Genomic DNA, 17,754 nt, shown 5'->3' with positions numbered 1-17,754 from the left:
CTTCCCTTCGTTCTTGCGTTTCCGACTCTATCAGACTCTTTCGTGTCCGATTCCCGGTCGAAGCGGGTTACTGCTTGTTTCGCTTTCCAGTTCTTCGCTCTCGCGTTTCCCTTTCCGGCGAGTCCGACTCTATCAGATCCTTTCGGGCCTGATTCCCAGTCAGCGGGGCTCGTCTTCCCGGCTGTTGGGCCGTTCCGACGTCTCAAACTCTAGCGGATTCTCCCGGCGACTCATAATCGAGTCGGCGAATTGAATTTCGGCATGCCGAAATTTTCCCCGGTGGGAGGTCGTACAGAGTTTGTTTGCCGCTTGAGCGGCGGGATCGGCTGCCGCCGGACCATGGTGGCTCCGGGACAACTCGAAGAACCTTACGGATGCGAGGGGGGCGTGTCAACCCCGCCCTTCCCTGCTTCTCCCCCCGTTCCAGGAACCGCCCCCGGCCCGGTTCCGGACCCTTCACCCCAGGTCGGTGAGCCGGCCGCCGGCATCCGGCTGCTCGTGTTCCACGCGGCGCAGGAGTCGGATCAGGATCTCGCCCAGGGCTCCGCGCTCGTCGCCCGAGAGGTCCTGGAGCAGGTCCTCCTCGAAAGTGGTCGCCATCCGCATCGCCTCGAGCCACTTCGTCCGCCCCTCGTCCGTCAGCTCGACGATGACGCGCACCCGGTTGTTCTCGTCCCGGTCACGGGTGACCAGGCCCTCGCCCGCCATGCGGTCGATGCGGTGGGTCATCGCGGCAGGGGTGAGCCCGAGACGCTTCGCGAGCTCGCCCGGACCCAGCCGGTAGGGAGTGCCGGAAAGGACGAGGGTCTTGAGGACTTCCCACTCGGCGTTGCTGATGCCGAGGGTGGCGACCTGCCTGCCGTAGGCGACGTTCATCCGGCGGTTCAGCCTGCCCAGCGCGGAGACGATCTGCTCGACCTGGGGGTCGAGATCCCGGAACTCCCGCTGGTAGGCGGCGATCTGCTCGTCGAGGCTCGGCTCCTGGAGCTCGGGCTGCTCGGTGGTGTCAGACATGGCGGGCAGTATCGCACGCTCCACATCACCGTCGAAGTCCTTCAGGCTGAAGAGTTCACTCTCTAACTTTAGTGCTAAAGTCTATGAGTCTGTGTACTTGAAGGTTCTTCGTGTTCTTGAGGTAGGTGAGTGTGACCAGGGAGATGGGCGCAGCGCTGCGGCGGATCCAGCTGGGGAGCGCGCTGAGCGCGTTCGGACTCGGATTCACCGTCCCGTATCTGTACGTCTACGTGGCGCAGGTACGGGATCTCGGTGCCGGTACGGCAGGCGTCGTGCTGGCCGTCTTCGCGATGGCGGCGCTGGCCGTGCTGCCGTTCACGGGCCGGGCCATCGACCGGCGCGGGCCCTTGCCCGTGCTGATCATCGCCGCCGGGGCCGCCGCTGTGGGCGCCTGTGCCCTGGGTGTCTCGGACGGCGTGACGTCCGCGGTGCTGTCGGCCGCCGTCCTCGGCGCGGGTACCGCGGTCATGCAGCCGGCACTGGCCACCATGCTGGTGTGGTGCTCGAGCGCCGCCACCCGCACCCGTGCCTTCGCCATGCAGTTCTTCCTGCAGAACCTCGGACTCGGCATCGGTGGCCTGGTCGGCGGGCAGCTCGTGGACGTCGACCGCCCTTCGAGCTTCACCCTGCTGTTCCTCATCGAGGCGGCGATGTTCGTGGTGCTCGGCGTTGTCGCGGCCACGGTGCGCATGCCGCGCGCCCCCTCCCTGGCCGGGACGGTGCCCGCCGACGGCGCGGCGCCCAAGGCCGGACTGCGTGTGCTGCTCTCCCACCGGGCGATGGTGCAGCTGTGCGTGCTGGGCTTCGTGATCTTCTTCGCCTGCTACGGGCAGTTCGAGTCGGGCCTCGCCGCCTACGGCACCGAGGCCGCCGGCATCGACCCGTCGACCCTGGGTGTCGCGCTGGCCGCCAACACGGCGGTCATCGTCGTCGCGCAGTTCGTCGTGCTCAGGCTCGTGGAACGACGCAGTCGCAGCCGGGTCATCGCGTGGGTGGGTCTGATCTGGGCCTTCGCCTGGATCGTGGCCGGGTACGCGGGTCTCGGGCACGGCAGCCAGACCATGGCGACGGCGGCGATGATCTCCACGTACGCCCTCTTCGGGCTGGGGGAGGCCATGCTCTCGCCGACGGTGGCACCGCTGGTGGCGGACCTGGCGCCGGAGTCCATGGTCGGTCAGTACAACTCGGCGTTCGCGCTGGTGAAGCAGCTCGCGCTGGCCGTCGGGCCTGCCGTGGGCGGGCCGATGGGGGCGTCACTGCACGGGCCGTACATCGTCACCTTCGTGCTGTTCTCGCTGGGCATCAGCGTGCTGGCGCTGAGGCTGGGGCGCCACCTCAGCCCCGTGCAGGACAAGCCCTCGCTCGCGGCGGCGCCGTCGCGCGTGGTCGCCGTGTCGGTGCCGGGGAACGAGCCGGTCACCGCTCCTACCGTCGTGCACTGAGGCGGCTCTCGGTCCCACCGCCCCTCGCCGGGCGGGCCCGGCCCCTACCCCCGCGCGCCGGGCGGGCTCAGCCGGGAAGCGCGAACTCGCACCAGACCGCCTTGCCGCCGCCCGGGGTGCGGCGGCTGCCCCAGGACGTGGCGATGGTCGCGACGATGGAGATGCCGCGTCCCGCCTCGTCCGCGGGTTCCGCGCGGCGACGGCGCGGCAGGTGGTCGTCCCCGTCCGTCACCTCGATGATCAGGCGGCGGTCGGTCCGGCGCAGCCCCAGGCGCATGGGCGGTGTGCCGTGCTGCAGGGAGTTCGCCACGAGCTCGCTCGCGGCCAGCACCCCCAGGTCGCAGAGCTCCATGGGGAAACGCCAGGACGCCAGGACGCCCGTGGCGAAGGCGCGGGCCCTGGGGGCCGCCTCGATGCCCCCGAGCAGTTCGAGCGAGGCGTTGTGGAACAGCTCCGCGCTCGCACCCGTGCGGGCGGGGTGCTGGACCACGAGCACCGCCACGTCGTCGTCGTGCTCCGCGGTGACGCCCAGGGACCGGATGAGCCGGTCGCAGACCACCTGCGGAGATCCCTTGGCCCCGGACAGGGCGCGCTCCAGCGCGGCGACGCCCTCGTCGATGTCCTCACTGCGGCGTTCGACCAGGCCGTCCGTGTAGAGGACGGCCGTGGAACCGGGTGGCAGGGGGATCGTCCCGGAGGTGTGGACCCAGCCGCCCGTACCGAGCGGCGGCCCGGTCGGGTCCTCGGCGCGGTGGACCGTGCCGTCCTCGTCGCACACGAGGATCGGGAGGTGCCCGGCGGAGGCGTAGACGAGATGTCCCTCGTTGGGGTCGTGGACGGCGTAGGCGCAGGTGGCGATCTGGCTGGCGTCGATCTCGGCGGCCAGGACGTCGAGGAGCTGGAGCACCTCGTGCGGCGGCAGGTCGAGGCGGGCGTAGGCGCGGACGGCGGTACGCAGCTGCCCCATGACGGCGGCGGCCCGCACCCCGCGCCCCATCACGTCGCCGATGACGAGCGCGGTACGGCCGGCGCCCAGGGTGATGACGTCGTACCAGTCGCCGCCGACCGCGGCGTCCGTGCCGCCCGGCTGGTACGTGGCGGCGATACGCAGGTCGTCCGGCTGTTCGAGGTCCTGCGGAAGCAGGGAACGCTGGAGGGTGACGGCCGTCTCGCGGTGGCGGCGCTCGCTGGCGCGGAGCCGCTCCGCCGCCTCGGCGTGGTCGGTGACATCGGTGGCGTAGACGAGGACACCCGCTTCCCCGTCCGGTCCGTCCGGGTCGCCGGTGGCCACGGGGGTGCAGGTCACCGTGTAGGAGTTACCGGCCACGACCTTGCGGGACTTGACCGTGCGGGGCGTGCCGCTGCGGAGGACCTGGTCCATGAGGGGCAGCAGGCTGAGCTCGGCGAGCTCGGGCATGGCCTCGGCCGCGGGCACGCCGGAGGGACGTGGGCCGAAGGCCGACGTGTAGGCGGCGTTGACGTAGGTGATGCGGTGCTCGGGGCCGTGGAGCAGGGCGACCGGGGCGGGGAGCCGACCGAGGAGTTCGCCGGCCGACAGCGCCTCCGGCGACGGGCCCTGGGCGGAGTCTTCCGAAGTGTCGTCCGCCGCCCCGGCCGCGGTCCTCGGCCTTACGGACTCGGCGCGGGCGGCGGGCACGGAACTGTGGTCGTCCCGCGCGGCGGCTCGGCGCTGCGTTCCGGGAAAGCGGGCGCTCCAGCGCGTGAAGTTCACGGAATTTCTGGCCTCGTGTGTCGGTCTGGTCCGCTCGGGCGAGCTTCTTCTTCTGCTGGTCCGGGGGGCCGGTCCCCCCTGCCGGTCGTCATTCCGGTCCGGGGTTCCGGGGCCGGGCTTCCGGGAACGCGCTGCCTGGCCTGTCGGTGCTGTCGGTCGTCGCTGCCGGTCACTGTAGGTGACTGCCTGCCGGGTGACTCTGTGCAGGTGTGAGCCCACCTATGGTCACACGTCCAGTGTGACCGACCGTACTGACAGTTGACCTACGGCAGTCGGTCCATCGGCTGAATCAATGCCGTTCACCGGGCCTGCCGGCACGCCGTGTGCCGTGGCTCAATCCGACGTGTCCGGGGGCCTCTCGTCCTTCGGCGGCGCGTCCCCGACAGGCCCTGGATGCACGTCTCCACGTGCGGCGAGGGCGAACTCGGCGCGCGGGTGTTCGAGCGAGCCGAGGGAGACGATCTCCCGTTTGAAGAGCCCGGCCAGGGTCCATTCGGCGAGGACACGTGCCTTCCGGTTGAACGTGGGGACGCGGCTGAGGTGGTAGACGCGGTGCATCAGCCAGGCCGGATAGCCCTTGAGCTTGCGTCCGTAGACGTGCGCGACGCCCTTGTGCAGGCCCAGGGAGGCGACGGACCCGGCGTAGGAGTGCCGGTAGTCCTCGGCCGGCCGGCCGGCGAGCGTGGCCACGATGTTGTCGGCGAGGACCTTGGCCTGGCGCACCGCGTGCTGGGCGTTGGGCGCGGTCTCGGTGCCCGGCTCGGACGAGGTGAGGTCCGGGACGGCCGCCGCGTCGCCGGCGGCCCAGGCGTGTTCGACGCCGTCGACCGAGAGCGTGGCGGTGCAGCGGAGCCGGCCCCGGTCCGTGAGGGGGAGGTCGGTGGAGGCGAGTACCGGCGCGGGTTTGACGCCCGCGGTCCACACCAGGGTGCGGGTCGGGAAGCGTGAGCCGTCGCTGAGCACGGCGATCCGGCCCTCGCAGCTGTCCAGCCGGGTGTCGAGCCGTACGTCGATGTTGCGGCCCCGCAGTTCCCTGACGGCGTATCCGCCCATCGCCTCGCCGACCTCGGGCAGGATGCGCCCGGTCGCCTCGACCAGGATCCACCGCAGGTCGGAGGGCTTGATGTTGTGGTAGTACCGCGAGGTGTAGCGGGCCATGTCCTCGAGCTCCGCGAGTGCCTCCACGCCCGCGTACCCGCCGCCGACGAAGACGAAGGTGAGGGCCGCGTCGCGGACGGCCGGGTCCCGGGTGGCGGAGGCGATGTCCATCTGCTCGATGACGTGGTTGCGCAGGCCGATGGCCTCCTCGACGGTCTTGAAGCCGATGCCGAATTCGGCGAGTCCGGGGACCGGAAGGGTGCGTGACACGGATCCGGGGGCGAGGACGATCTCGTCGTAGGGGATCTCGAGGGCGCCCGTACCGTCCTCGCCCGTGGCGAGCGTGGTGACCGTCGCCGTGCGCTTGGCGTGGTCGACGCGTTCCGCCTCGCCGATGACGATCTTGCAGTGCTTGAGGACCCGGCGCAGCGGCACGACGACATGACGCGGCGAGATCGAACCGGCGGCGGCCTCGGGCAGGAACGGCTGGTACGTCATGTAGGGCTCGGGCGTGACCACCACGATCTCGGCCTCACCGTTTCTCAGTCTCTGCCTCAGCTTCCGCTGGAGACGCAGGGCGGTGTACATCCCGACGTAGCCGCCGCCGACGACGAGAATGCGCACACTTGGCCGGGTGCCGGGGAGCGCTCCCCGGGAATCTGGTCCCATCACCATCCCATGACGCAACGGAGTCCTGCGTTTGTCCACAGGCCTGACGAATTGTGTGACCGGAGCACTTCGATCATCCGGTGGCCCGCCGCCCCTCTCCTGCCCCGGAGCTGCGCAGGTCAAGGGTGGCGGCCGGGTCGGCCCGAAGGGGTCGGATCAGGGTCAGGCCGGTCCTTGCTCCGATCGGGGGGCGCTCCGTGCGGAACAACCCCCTTCTGAATTGACCCGGGCTCAACTATGTTCGTACCCCGTCGGGGTGTCGGATCCGGACTGAGGTCCACACCCCGAGAGACACGGGTGGGGAAGTCTCCGGGGGGAGACGTCATAACCGGGGGAAGCAATGCACATTCAGGATTTGCAGGGGCCGAGCGCTGTCGCCGCTTCGGTCGAGGACCGTGGGCGGCTGAGTGCGGTCGGCACGGTAGGGACCGTGGCGGCCGGAGTGACGGGCGGCGCCGCCCGTTCGGCACCGCTCCGCGTGGACGCACAGCGCAATCTCGAACACGTCCTGCGCGCCGCGCGGGAGGTGTTCGGCGAGCTGGGATACGGCGCACCGATGGAGGACGTGGCGCGCCGCGCCCGGGTCGGCGTCGGTACGGTCTACCGGCGCTTCCCGAGCAAGGACGTGCTGGTGCGCCGGATAGCCGAGGAGGAGACCGCACGGCTGACCGACCAGGCCCGGTCGGCCCTCGGCCAGGAGGAGGAGCCCTGGTCGGCGCTCTCCCGCTTCCTGCGGACCTCGGTGGCTTCGGGCGCGGGGCGGCTGCTGCCGCCGCAGGTGCTGCGCGTCAGGACCGAGCGGGACGAGCAGCCGCCGGCAGCGGGTTGGGGGACCGCGGACGATGAGACGCGCGTCCCGCATCAGAGGCAGGGTGCCGAACAGACCGGTCCGCTCCTCGACACCCGGCACCCGGCCACCGAGGAGGGTTTCGAGGGCGATCCGGGAGCGGCCGAACTGCTCGAGGTCGTGGGCAGGCTGGTGGACCGGGCCTGCGAGTCGGGTGAGCTCCGGAGCGATGTGACGGTGGCCGATGTGCTGCTGGTCATCGCCACGGCGGCGCCGGCCCTGCCGGATCCCGCTCAGCAGGCCGCCGCTTCGGCCCGGCTGCTCGACATCCTGCTGGAGGGTCTCCGCTCCCGCCCCGTGTGACCGCCGCGGCGGTCACGTGCTCCGCACACCGGTGCCGCGGCCGGTGGGACACCCCCCGCCGGCCGGACACCCGTACGGCCGGGGGGCGTTGCTCCTTCCCCGTGCGGGTGACGTCACGCCCCCCGGACGGGGGAAGACACCCCGGACGAGTGGTTGCCGGTGCTCGGGGTTCGTCGCGGCACGGCTCTGTGGCACTCTGTCCCCGTATTCGGGTCCGAGGGTGTCTACGGGGGCTTCCGCGATGAGCGGTGAGGCGCAGCAGGAAGAGCCGGCCGACGGTATCGAGGGCGGCACGGTGCTGCCCGGACCCTGGCCGGCGGCGTCCACCGACGGCGGGACGCAACAGAAGACCGGCGCGAAGACGGACTCGGCCCACGCGGTTCCGCTCCAGCGTGAGGGACGCGCGGGGTCCGCCGATCTCGGCCCCTCCGACGCCCAGTTGATCGAGGGCATGCGTGCGGGGGACGACCGGGCGTACGAGGAGCTGTTCCGGCGCCACTCGGCGGCCGTGCGCCGCTACGCCGGCACCTGTTGCCGGGACGCGCACACCGCCGACGACCTGACGGCGGAGGTGTTCGCCCGGACCCTGCAGGCGGTGCGCGGCGGAAAGGGGCCTCAGGAGGCCGTCCGGGCCTACCTCATGACGGCTGTCCGGCACGTCGCGGCCGCGTGGACCAGGAGCGCGAAGCGCGAACACCTGGTCGACGACTTCGCGGTGTTCGCCGCGCAGGCCACCCGCTCCGCCGAGTTGTCGGAGACCGACACCCTCGATCTCGGCGCCGACGTGCTGGCCATGCACGAGGCGGACCGGTCGATGGCCATGCAGGCGTTCCGCAGCCTGCCGGAACGCTGGCAGGCCGTGCTCTGGCACACCACCGTGGAGGAGGAGTCGCCGAGCGAGGTCGCCCCGTTGTTCGGGCTGACGGCCAACGCCACGGCGGTCCTGGCCGTCCGGGCGCGTGAAGGGCTCAAGCAGGCCTATCTGCAGGCCCATGTGAGCCGGTCGCTGACGGCGGGTGGCGACTGCGCGCAGTACGCCGACCGGCTCGGCGCCCATGCCCGGGGCGGTCTGCGGACCCGGGCCGAACGCGGGCTGCGCAAACATCTCGACACGTGCGCGCGGTGCCGGGTCGCCGCCGGTGAGCTGGACCGCGTGAACGCCGGCATCCCGGCTCTGCTCCCGGTCGCCGTCATCGGCTGGTTCGCGGCGGGTTACGCGGTCAAGGCGGCCGGTGTCGTGGCGGGCGGCGCCATGGGGGCGGCGGGTGCCGGAGCCGCCGCGGCGGCCACGGGCGGCGCGTCCTCCGGAGGGGGCTCGGCGGCCGGCGGAGCCGCGGCGTCGGAAGGGCTCGGCGCACCGCTGAAAGCCGGGATCGCCGCCGCCGTCGCCGTGGCGGCCGCCGCCGGTCTCGTATGGGCCCTGGTCGGCGAGGACCGGCCGGCGCCGGAGCAGAAGCCGGTCGCCAAACCGCCGGTCACGGCGCCCGTGGTCCCCACGCCTCCGCCGCCGGAACCGGAACCGGCCCCGCAGCCGCCGGCCCCGCCCGCGTCACCGACGTCCGAGGCACCGCCCGCGGCGGAGCCGGCACCGGCGCCGACGCCCACGCCGAAGCCGCCGGCACCGGAACCCACCCCCGAGCCCACCCCGCCCGAGGCCCCGCCGACACCCACACCCACACCCACACCGAGCCCCACGCCGCCGCCCGCCCCCAAGGAGCCCGCGCCGGAGGTCTACCAGGTCAACGAGCTCGCGTACTCCCTCACGGGTGACCACACCGGTCCCGAGATCCTGCTCGGCCGGAGCAGCGGTGTGTTCTGGCAGCGCGGCGGGCTGTCGATCGCCTCGACGACGTACGCCCACGGGGTCACCGCGCCCTCCCGCTCGTCCGTCACCGTCCAGCTCAACCGGACGTGCGCCCGCTACGACGCGCTGGTCGGGGTCGACGACCTGACGCTGGGACTCGGTGCCGTGCGTTTCTCCGTGTACGACGGGGAGGGCGCACGGCTGTGGCAGTCCCCCGTGGTGCGAGGCGGTGAGCCTGCGGTGCCGTTGAGCGTCGGCATCGAGGGCCTGCGGACGATCCGGCTCGTCGTGGAGCCCTCGGGCCCGCTCGGCGACGTCGCACTGGCGGACTGGGCCGAGTCGCGCATCAGCTGCCGCTGAACTCCCGGGTGACGCCGGTCAGGAGCCCGATCACGTCCTGGGGTGTCAGGCCGCGCCCCCTGGCGCTCCGCGACGGGCCCGTCGGCCCGGCGGCTACGGCTGGAGGGTGCGGCGGGCCGGGACGACGACGCCCGCGACGGCGCGTTGCCGTGGGGCCGCCGTGCCGGTCCAGCAGGTGCCCCGGCGGGTGACGAGGCGGCGGAGCCACAGTTCCGTGGAGGCCAGCTCGGCCAGGCCGTCCAGGGGGAGGGGTTCGCCCTCGGAGGCCGCGCGCAGCGCCTTGCGGACGACGCGGGCCTCGACCAGGCCCGCGTCGGCGAGCAGCGGGGCGTCGAAGAGGGCGATCAGTTCGGGCAGGGCGGTACGCAGGCCGATGCGCCCGGCCGCGGTGGAGGTGGCCTGCGACGGGGTGCCCCAGCCGGGCGGCAGGTCGTGGATACCGGCGCCCGCGAGGACCCGGCGCAGGATCGCGGCCCGGGCCCCCGGCTGGACCCGTAGCGACTCCGGGAGGGCGCGGGCCGCCCGGACGACCTGGTTGTCGAGGTACGGGGCGTGCAGGCGCTGGCTGCGGATCTCCGCCGCCTGTTCCAGGATCCGCTGGTCCGCCGCGTGCCGGGCGAGTGCGGCGCGGGCCCTCGCCTCTCCGGGGCGCTGGACGAAGGCCGGCCGGAGTGCCGCCTCCTGGAGACGGACCGATACCTCCGCGAGGGCCTCCCCGGTGAGCCACCGGGCGGCAGGCCCCGGCCGTGACCAGGCGAGGGAGGCGAGCGAGGCATCGGCCGGGGTGTCGAGGTCGGGGGCGTCCCGGTTGGCGTCGGGCAGCAGGGACGCGGCCGTCTCCAGCCCGGTGCGGTAGGACGTACGGGCCAGCCGACGGGCCGCCCGGTAGACGGCCAGCGGGACGAACAGGGAGTGGGTGGAGGGGCCTTCGGCCCGGGCGAGCGCGGCGACGGGCCGCAGGAGGTGACGTCTGCGCCGGTCCATGAGGAGGTCGGCCAGCCGTGCCGGGTGCGCGTCCAGGACCTGCCGTGCGCCGTGGCCGACGAAGTGGTCCGCGCTGCCCGCGGACAGCCGGCGGCGGTGGCGTTCGGCGACGACCAGGGAGGGGGCGGGTTCGTCGGTGAGCGGGCCGCTCTCCAGTGACGCGTAGGGCAGCGCCTCCTCGCCGGCCGCCACGACCACGTGGTGCAGACGGGGGTTGGCGGCGATGGCCCTGGCCCGCTCCATCTCGTCCTCGCGGCCCGGTGCGGAGAGGTCGTTGAACGTGACGGCCAGCAGGCGTTCGCCCGCGCCCGTCCCGTGGCCGAGCACGGTGCCCGGCAGCCCGGGCAGTCCCGAGGCGAGCAGCGCGAGAGTGGCGGAGGCGCTGCCGCCGGAGAGGTCGGCGCCGATACCGGGGACGGGCGCCCCCCGGGCCGCACGGCGTTCGGCGGGACCCATGCCGGGCACGGGCCCCGGGTCGGGCGGCAGGGTCTCCGGAGCGTGGCGCGGGGCCGTGAGCCGCGCGCGTACGGCTTCGACGAGCGCGTCGCGTACGCCTTCGACCGCGCTCACCGGGTCGGCCTGGGGGGCGGCGACGGCGAGCGAGGCCACCGCCTCGTATCCGGTGATCTCGCGGGAGCCCTCCCGGAGGATCAGCGCGTGCCCGGGCGGGATCCGCTTGACCCCGGCGTAGGGGGTGCCGTCGCCCAGCGCCTCGGGGGTCTCGGGGCAGGCCAGCAATGCGGCGAGGTGACCGATGTCCAGCTGCGCCTCGATGAGGTCGGCGAGCGGGAGGGCCGCGGTGGCATAGGCGGTGCCGTTGGCCCAGGGCGTGTGGAAGACGGGGCGCGCACCGGCGAGGTCCCCGGCCACGGTGATGCGGCGGCCGATCTGTACGACCGCCGTGTAACTGCCGGGCCAGGCGGTGAGATGGCGCAGTGCCCCGCCGCGGGCGGCCAGCAGCCCGACGCGGAGCTGCTCGTCGGTGGCCCCGCAGCAGCCGAGGACGGCGAGGCGGGTGGTGGGCGCCCCCTCGGATGTCGCGACCGTGACGACGCGGATCTCGTCAGGTCTCCAGTCGCCCACGGCCCAGAGCGGATCCGGGTCGCCCCACAGGAGTTGGGAGCCGACCGGGTGCACGGTGCGTCCCTCCCCGTGGTGGCCGACCGCGCCCACGGTGCCGAAGCTCGCGGCGATACTGCTCCACCCCACCAACCAACGCATCGCCGCCTCCACAGGCTGTGGACGAACCGGCGCGCCAGGACACGGGAACGCCGTCGCGGGACATGCTGCCACGACAACGGCGCCCGGGAGGGGGTACGGGCGGCGCACACAGGATGCGCATGCGCCCCTGGCAAAGGCCTGGCCACGGCTCCGTGGGCGCCCTCGCAACAGAACGGGATCTTCGGCGAGTTACGGCGATCGGCCCCTGAGGTGGTCCCTGCCCCGGCCGAGCCGCGGAACCCGTGTAATCCGGCCATAGTCGGGCGGCCTCGCCACACCCCGTCCGACCGGCGCTATCCAGCCATTTTCCGATCGCCGGGGAACCGCGCGTTTCGCCTTCGACAGCTCGCGCGGCACGCCCGCCGCCACGTCCCCCGGACCGTCGGCGGGGCCCTCCCCCGGGACCGCCGGAGCGCCCCGCGGTCCATCCGTCCGGTGCCGCGGCGTGCGGGCCGGCGCATCCCCCCGGTGCGCCGGTCCGCACGTCCGCCCTACCGAATCCCCGCCCGTGCGGCGCACAGTCCGGGAGGTGTCATCACCTCCCGGACCGGTTCGCCGCCCGCGGGGATTGGAGCGGCGGTCTCCCCCAGCCCGCCGAGTCCAGTTCGGCGGGCCGACCCACGCAGGACCCATCGAAGCGCTTGCGATTCGGCCGGGGCAGAGCGCACGGCCGGGCGCACGGCCACACATCAGGAGCACGACACCTCCGCGCCTCGCGCCGCACGGACAACATTCCCGCCATACGGAGGTCTGCCCCTTAACGGTGGGGATGCGGCGAACTACGCTGGGTTTACCGATGTTCTCGGCAGGGCGGCATATTCCACGGGGCCTGGCCAAATGCGTGTGCGGCCGGAGTGCCCGGGACCGTAGCTGGGGAGAACACGGTACGAATGCCGCGCGCCCGACGGTGACGCGGCAGCCGTCTGTGTGTCGAGGGGTGGCTATGTCCAGGGAGCAACGCGGGCCGAACGAGAAGCTCGGCACGGTTCTCGCCCTCGCGGGAATCAGCAACGCCGGGCTCGCCCGGCGGGTCAACGACCTCGGGGCGCAGCGGGGTCTGACCCTTCGTTACGACAAGACGTCGGTGGCCCGGTGGGTCGCCAAGGGCATGGTGCCGCAGGGCGCGGCGCCGCATCTGATCGCGGCGGCGATAGGGGCCAAACTCGGCCGTCCCGTGCCGCTGCACGAGATCGGGCTCGCCGACGCCGATCCGGCGCCGGAGGTCGGCCTCGCCTTCCCCCGCGACGTGGGTGAGGCGGTGCGGTCGGCGACCGATCTGTACCGGCTGGATCTCGCGGGCCGCCGGGGCGGCGGCGGAATCTGGCAGTCACTGGCGGGCTCCTTCGCGGTGAGCGCCTATGCGACCCCCGCGTCCCGGTGGCTCATAACCCCCGCCGACCCGTCGGTGGCACGGGCCCCGGCGGCCGCCCAGGCCTCGCTCCTCGCCCCCGAGGGCGCACCCGGGGCGCAGATTCCCGTCCAGCCGGGTCCGGACACCACGGGTGCGGCCGACGGCACGCTCCTGCGCGTGGGCCACAGCGATGTGACCAAGCTGCGCGAGGCCGCTCAGGACGCGCGCAGGTGGGACTCCAAGTACGGAGGGGGCGACTGGCGTTCCTCCATGGTTCCGGAGTGCTTACGCGTCGACGCCGCACCACTGCTGCTGGGCTCCTACAGCGACGAGGTGGGCCGGGCGCTCTTCGGCGCCTCCGCCGAGCTGACCAGGCTAGCCGGGTGGATGGCCTTCGACACCGGCCAGCAGGAGGCCGCGCAGCGCTACTACATCCAGGCGCTGCGCCTGGCCCGCGCCGCCGCCGACGTACCGCTGGGCGGTTACGTGCTGGCGTCGATGTCTCTTCAGGCGACCTACCGGGGCTTCGCCGACGAGGGCGTGGATCTCGCCCAGGCCGCGGTCGAACGCAACCGCGGGCTGGCCACCGCACGGACCATGAGCTTCTTCCGGCTCGTGGAGGCGCGCGCCCATGCCAAGGCCGGCGACGCACCGGCCGCGGGGGCCGCGCTCAGAGCCGCCGAGAGCTGGCTGGAGCGCTCCCGGACCGGTGACTCCGACCCGACGTGGCTCGGGTTCTACTCGTACGACAGATTCGCCGCCGACGCCGCCGAGTGCTACCGCGACCTCAAGGCGCCCCGCCAGGTGCGTCGCTTCACCGAACAGGCCCTGTCGAAACCCACCGACGAGTTCGTCCGGTCGCACGGACTGCGGCTCGTCGTGTCCGCGGTGGCCGAGCTGGAGTCGGGCAACCTCGACGCGGCCTGCGCGGCGGGGACCCGGGCCGTGGAGGTGGCGGGACGGATCTCCTCCGCGCGCACCACGGAGTACGTGCGCGACCTGCTGCACCGCCTCGAGCCGTACGGGGACGAGCCCCGGGTGGCCGAGCTGCGGGAGCGCGCCCGGCCCCTCCTCGTCTCCCCCGCCTGAATCGCGGTCGGCCCCGGCGCCACCGGTACGCCCCGGTTTCGCCGGATCCGGGTGCGAAACGTTTCGCCACGCTGGCGCCCTCCCTGGTTTGAGCGCGTTGTCAGTGGGTCAGTGCACTATCGGGGTGGGAGGTGGCGTGATGATGACGCACGCGGCGTACGACTGCGATGTGCTGGTGATCGGTGGCGGAATCGTCGGTCTGTCGACCGCGTACGCGCTCACGCGCACCGCGCCCGGCACCAGGGTCACGGTGCTGGAGAAGGAGTGGGGCCCGGCCCGGCACCAGACCGGGCGCAACAGCGGGGTGATCCACAGCGGCATCTACTACGCCCCGGGCTCGCTCAAGGCGCGCTACGCGGTGCGGGGCGCCGCCGAGCTGGTGGACTTCTGCGTGGAGCACGGGATCGACCACGCGGTGACGGGGAAGCTGATCGTCGCGACCGGCCGGGCGGAGCTCCCCCGGCTGCACGCGCTGGTGCAGCGCGGCCGGGCGCACGGCCTGCCGGTCCGGGAGCTCGGACCCGCCCAGATCACGGAGTACGAGCCGCACGTGCGCGGCCTGGCGGCGATCCGGGTGGGCACCACGGGGGTGTGCGACTTCACCGCGGTGGCCGTCCGGTTCGCGTCCGAGGTGACCGTGTCCGGCGGGCAGATCCGTTACGGCGCGGAGGTCGTCGCCGTCGACCGGCGTCCCTGGGGTGTCGCGGTGCGCACGGCCGACGGCCAGGTGGTCAGGGCCCGCGTGCTGGTCAACTGCGCGGGACTGCACAGTGACCGGGTCGCGCTGCTCGCGGGCGACGAGCCGGGGGCACGCATCGTGCCCTTCCGCGGGGAGTACTACGAGCTGGCCAGACCCGAGCTGGTGCGCGGCCTCGTCTATCCGGTGCCCGACCCCGCGTTCCCCTTCCTCGGGGTGCACCTGACGCGGGGGGTCGACGGCTCGGTCCACGTCGGACCGAACGCCGTGCCGGCGCTGGCACGCGAGGGATACGACCGCACCGTCGTCCGTCCGGGCGAGTTGGCCGCCACCCTGGCCTGGCCCGGCTCCTGGCGGATCGCCCGGCGCCACTGGCGGTACGGGGCGGGCGAGATGCACAGATCGCTGTCGAAGAGCGCGTTCACCCGGGCCGTGCGGCGTCTGCTGCCCGAGGTGACGGAGGCCGACCTGCGGCCCTCTCCGGCCGGTGTGAGGGCCCAGGCGGTCCTGCGCGACGGCACCCTGGTGGACGACTTCCTGATCCGGGACGCCCCGCACACGGTGCACGTACTGAACGCCCCGTCCCCCGCGGCCACCGCGTCCCTGCCCATCGGGAGGGAGGTGGCGCGACGGGCCCTGCTGCGGGCTCGCGCGACGGGGTGGACGCCTCCCGCCGTAGAATCGGGTCATTGTGTCTGAGCCCCTGAACCCCACCCCAGAGACGCCCGGCCCCGCCCCGGAGACGCCCGGCTCGGCGCCGGACTCCGCGCCCGGCCCCGGCCTCGACGCCGCACCGGACCCCTCCGGCGCGGAGGCAGCCACCGACGCCGAGGCGGACGCGGCGGCGCGCCGTGCGGCCTCCTTCGAGCGCCAGCGGAGACTGCGCCAGGAACCCCGCTTCCCCGGTGGTCCGGCGGCCGATCCGGCGGGCTCGCACCACGAGCGCCGGATCCGCAGCTTCCAGCCGCGCCGCAGCCGGGTGACCGCCGGCCAGGAGGACGCGCTCCAGCGTCTGTGGCCCAAGTGGGGCCTGGACATCGACGGCCGCGGTGTCCTCGACCTCCCCACACTGTTCGACGGTCTCCCGGTGGTCCTGGAGATCGGTTTCGGCATGGGCGAGGCGACGGCCCAGATGGCGGCCGAGGACCCGGACACCGGCATCCTGGCCGTCGACGTGCACACGCCCGGCCAGGGCAACCTGCTGGGCCTCGCGGACCGGGCGGGGGTCTCCAACGTCCGTGTCGCCAACGGCGACGCGATCATCCTGCTCCGCGAGATGCTGGAACCGGCCGCTCTGGACGGGCTCCGGGTGTACTTCCCCGACCCGTGGCCCAAGAAGCGGCACCACAAGCGGCGGCTGATCCAGACGGAGTTCCTCGACCTGGTGGCGCAGCGGCTGAAGCCGGGCGCGCTCGTCCACTGCGCCACGGACTGGGAGCCGTACGCGGAGCAGATGCTGGAAGTCCTGTCGGCGCACCCCCTGTTCGAGAACACCCAGGCGGACGGTGGCTATGCGCCGCGGCCCGCGTTCCGGCCGCTGACCCGCTTCGAGGGGCAGGGCCTGGACAAGGGGCACGTCGTGCACGACGTGCTGTTCACCCGTCGCTGATCGGCCATGGGCCGGCGCCCCGGCCCCGGCTGCGTGGCCAGGTGTCAGTCGCCCTCGTTAGGGTCGTCGGATGTCCGAGGGGTCCGTGCAGCACCAGCAGCCGGCCGTCCCGGTTCTCGAAGGGCAGCAGCTCGACGAGTTCCTGGGCGCCGTCCCGGAGCGAGGCCAGTGGCGTTACCGGCCCCGCCGCGTCGGCATGGTTTGGCGCAGCAAGGCGTTCCGTGCCGGTGCGGTGATCACGGTGCTCGCCCTGTGCGGTCTGGTGATCCTGGCGCTGGTACGTCAGCAGACGGGCACCGAGGGCTTCCTGGTGGGTCTGGGGCTGGCGGTGCTGCCCGTGCCGCTGTTGATGGCGGCGTTCCGCTGGCTGGACCGGGTCGAACCGGGGCCATGGCGGAATCTGCTGTTCGCCTTCTCCTGGGGTGCGTGCGCCGCGGCGCTCGTGGCCATCATCGCCAACTCCTTCGCGACCCGGTGGATAGCGACGGCGACCGCGGATCCGGCGAGCGCCGACACGCTCGGGGCCACGCTCGTCGCGCCGGTGGTCGAGGAGAGCGCGAAGGCCATCGCGGTCCTGCTGATCTTCCTCTTCCGCAGACGGCAGTTCGGCGGGATCGTCGACGGCATCGTGGTCGCCGGTTTCACCGCGACCGGTTTCGCCTTCACCGAGAACATCCTCTACCTGGGCAACGCCTTCGGTGAGGACCAGCAGCTCGGCACCACGGGCTTCGCCTCGGTGACCGCCGGGACGTTCTTCGTCCGCGTGGTGATGTCGCCGTTCGCGCATCCCCTGTTCACCGTGCTCTCCGGCATCGGCTTCGGCATCGCCGCGCTCGGCGGGGCACGCCACCGGGTACGCCGCGTCGTCCTGCCCCTGGTGGGGCTCGTCCTCGCCATGGGCATGCACGCCCTGTGGAACGGCTCGTCGGCGTTCGGCCCGTACGGCTTCTACCTGGTGTACGGCGTCTTCATGATGCCGTCCTTCGGTCTGGTGACCTGGCTGGCGATCTGGTCGCGCCAGCGGGAGCTGCGCACGCTCTCCACCGAGCTGCCGGTGTACGCGGCGGCCGGCTGGCTGGCCCCCGCAGAGCCGCTCGCGCTGGCCTCGATGCGGGCGCGGGGCATGGCGCGTGACATGGCCAGGCACTGGAACGGCCACCCCGACCGCGCCCGGGGCAAGGCGGCGGCCCGTGCCGTCGCCGAGTACGAGTCGTTCGCGACGTCCCTGGCCATGCTGCGCCGGAGGGCGCGCCACGACGGGGCGGGCAAGGACTTCGCCCTGCGCGAGCAGGAGTTGCTGCACCACCTCTGGCAGCGCCGGGAGATCGCGGGACCGGCCCTGACGTACGCGGCCCATGCGGCCGGCCGGCTGCGCGCCCACCGGCCGCCCGTACCGCCCCCGTTTCCCCGGCAGTACCCCCGCGGCGGTCCGCCCCCGCAGCCGCAGCAGCTCCCCGCGCCGCACCGGCATTACGGCGGACCCAACCCGTACATGGACGACGGCGGGCGGCGGACCCCGCCGCCCGCCTGAGGT

General features: G+C 73.1%; 11 protein-coding genes. 7 read left to right on the top strand and 4 right to left on the bottom strand.

From position 1 onward, the window contains the following. Positions 1–456: 456 nt before the first annotated feature. Positions 457–1,014, bottom strand: a complete 558-nt coding sequence (locus IA22_RS0108450; RefSeq protein WP_030123185.1) for a MarR family winged helix-turn-helix transcriptional regulator — start codon at positions 1,012–1,014, stop codon at positions 457–459. 143 nt (positions 1,015–1,157) lie between these two features. Here IA22_RS0108450 and IA22_RS0108445 point away from each other — a divergent pair, with 143 nt between their 5' ends. Beyond that, the gene (locus tag IA22_RS0108445) at positions 1,158–2,456 is read left to right on the top strand and encodes an MFS transporter (RefSeq protein ID WP_202435645.1); all 1,299 of its coding nucleotides are present in this window, start codon (positions 1,158–1,160) and stop codon (positions 2,454–2,456) included. Between the two features lie 67 nt (positions 2,457–2,523). On the opposite strand, the gene IA22_RS0108440 is transcribed toward IA22_RS0108445, so the two are convergent. Further along, entirely contained in the window at positions 2,524–4,188 is a 1,665-nt protein-coding gene (locus IA22_RS0108440) for an ATP-binding SpoIIE family protein phosphatase (protein ID WP_015578091.1), read from the bottom strand. Between the two features lie 333 nt (positions 4,189–4,521). Beyond that, the gene (locus IA22_RS0108435) at positions 4,522–5,955 is read right to left on the bottom strand and encodes an NAD(P)/FAD-dependent oxidoreductase (protein ID WP_030123183.1); all 1,434 of its coding nucleotides are present in this window, start codon (positions 5,953–5,955) and stop codon (positions 4,522–4,524) included. A gap of 340 nt (positions 5,956–6,295) precedes the next feature. Here IA22_RS0108435 and IA22_RS0108430 point away from each other — a divergent pair, with 340 nt between their 5' ends. Both IA22_RS0108430 and IA22_RS0108425 read left to right on the top strand, forming a co-directional pair. Beyond that, positions 6,296–7,105: a TetR/AcrR family transcriptional regulator gene (locus IA22_RS0108430; protein ID WP_030123182.1), complete on the top strand. Its 810-nt coding sequence runs from the start codon at positions 6,296–6,298 to the stop codon at positions 7,103–7,105. A 241-nt stretch (positions 7,106–7,346) separates the two neighbouring features. Then, entirely contained in the window at positions 7,347–9,269 is a 1,923-nt protein-coding gene (locus IA22_RS0108425) for a sigma-70 family RNA polymerase sigma factor (RefSeq protein WP_030123181.1), read from the top strand. 93 nt (positions 9,270–9,362) lie between these two features. Here the strand turns inward: IA22_RS0108425 and IA22_RS0108420 are convergent, their stop codons facing one another. Then, on the bottom strand, positions 9,363–11,474 hold the full coding sequence (locus IA22_RS0108420) for an asparagine synthase-related protein (protein ID WP_030123180.1): 2,112 nt from the start codon (positions 11,472–11,474) through the stop codon (positions 9,363–9,365). 943 nt (positions 11,475–12,417) lie between these two features. Here IA22_RS0108420 and IA22_RS0108415 point away from each other — a divergent pair. The 4 genes from IA22_RS0108415 (at position 12,418) to IA22_RS0108400 (ending at position 17,751) form a co-directional block, all read left to right on the top strand. After that, complete coding sequence (locus tag IA22_RS0108415) at positions 12,418–13,914, top strand: NsdA family TPR-like regulatory protein (RefSeq protein WP_030123179.1); 1,497 nt, start codon at positions 12,418–12,420, stop codon at positions 13,912–13,914. 139 nt (positions 13,915–14,053) lie between these two features. After that, on the top strand, positions 14,054–15,310 hold the full coding sequence (gene lhgO / locus IA22_RS0108410) for an L-2-hydroxyglutarate oxidase (protein ID WP_030123178.1): 1,257 nt from the start codon (positions 14,054–14,056) through the stop codon (positions 15,308–15,310). Then, positions 15,303–16,220, top strand: coding sequence for a tRNA (guanosine(46)-N7)-methyltransferase TrmB (gene trmB / locus IA22_RS0108405; RefSeq protein WP_015578083.1), 918 nt, complete (start codon positions 15,303–15,305; stop codon positions 16,218–16,220). The genes lhgO and trmB overlap by 8 nt, the downstream gene beginning before the upstream one ends. Before the next feature lie 70 nt (positions 16,221–16,290). After that, positions 16,291–17,751: a PrsW family intramembrane metalloprotease gene (locus IA22_RS0108400; RefSeq protein WP_015578082.1), complete on the top strand. Its 1,461-nt coding sequence runs from the start codon at positions 16,291–16,293 to the stop codon at positions 17,749–17,751. Positions 17,752–17,754 lie beyond the last annotated feature (3 nt).

Source organism: Kitasatospora papulosa, assembly GCF_000717245.1.
In the GTDB taxonomy this organism is placed as follows: Bacteria; Actinomycetota; Actinomycetes; order Streptomycetales; family Streptomycetaceae; genus Streptomyces; species Streptomyces papulosus.
The sequence above is the reverse complement of the archived record's forward strand: the minus strand, read 5'-3'. Positions and strand labels throughout refer to the sequence as shown.

Excerpts from the sequence above, each read along its gene's own strand:
- IA22_RS0108450 (WP_030123185.1), bottom strand. The coding sequence starts at position 1,014 with ATGTCTGACACCACCGAGCAGCCCGAGCTCCAGGAGCCGAGCCTCGAC.
- IA22_RS0108445 (WP_202435645.1), top strand. The coding sequence starts at position 1,158 with ATGGGCGCAGCGCTGCGGCGGATCCAGCTGGGGAGCGCGCTGAGCGCG.
- IA22_RS0108435 (WP_030123183.1), bottom strand. The coding sequence starts at position 5,955 with ATGGGACCAGATTCCCGGGGAGCGCTCCCCGGCACCCGGCCAAGTGTG.
- IA22_RS0108430 (WP_030123182.1), top strand. The coding sequence starts at position 6,296 with ATGCACATTCAGGATTTGCAGGGGCCGAGCGCTGTCGCCGCTTCGGTC.
- IA22_RS0108425 (WP_030123181.1), top strand. The coding sequence starts at position 7,347 with ATGAGCGGTGAGGCGCAGCAGGAAGAGCCGGCCGACGGTATCGAGGGC.
- IA22_RS0108420 (WP_030123180.1), bottom strand. The coding sequence starts at position 11,474 with ATGCGTTGGTTGGTGGGGTGGAGCAGTATCGCCGCGAGCTTCGGCACC.
- IA22_RS0108415 (WP_030123179.1), top strand. The coding sequence starts at position 12,418 with ATGTCCAGGGAGCAACGCGGGCCGAACGAGAAGCTCGGCACGGTTCTC.
- lhgO (WP_030123178.1), top strand. The coding sequence starts at position 14,054 with ATGATGACGCACGCGGCGTACGACTGCGATGTGCTGGTGATCGGTGGC.
- IA22_RS0108400 (WP_015578082.1), top strand. The coding sequence starts at position 16,291 with ATGTCCGAGGGGTCCGTGCAGCACCAGCAGCCGGCCGTCCCGGTTCTC.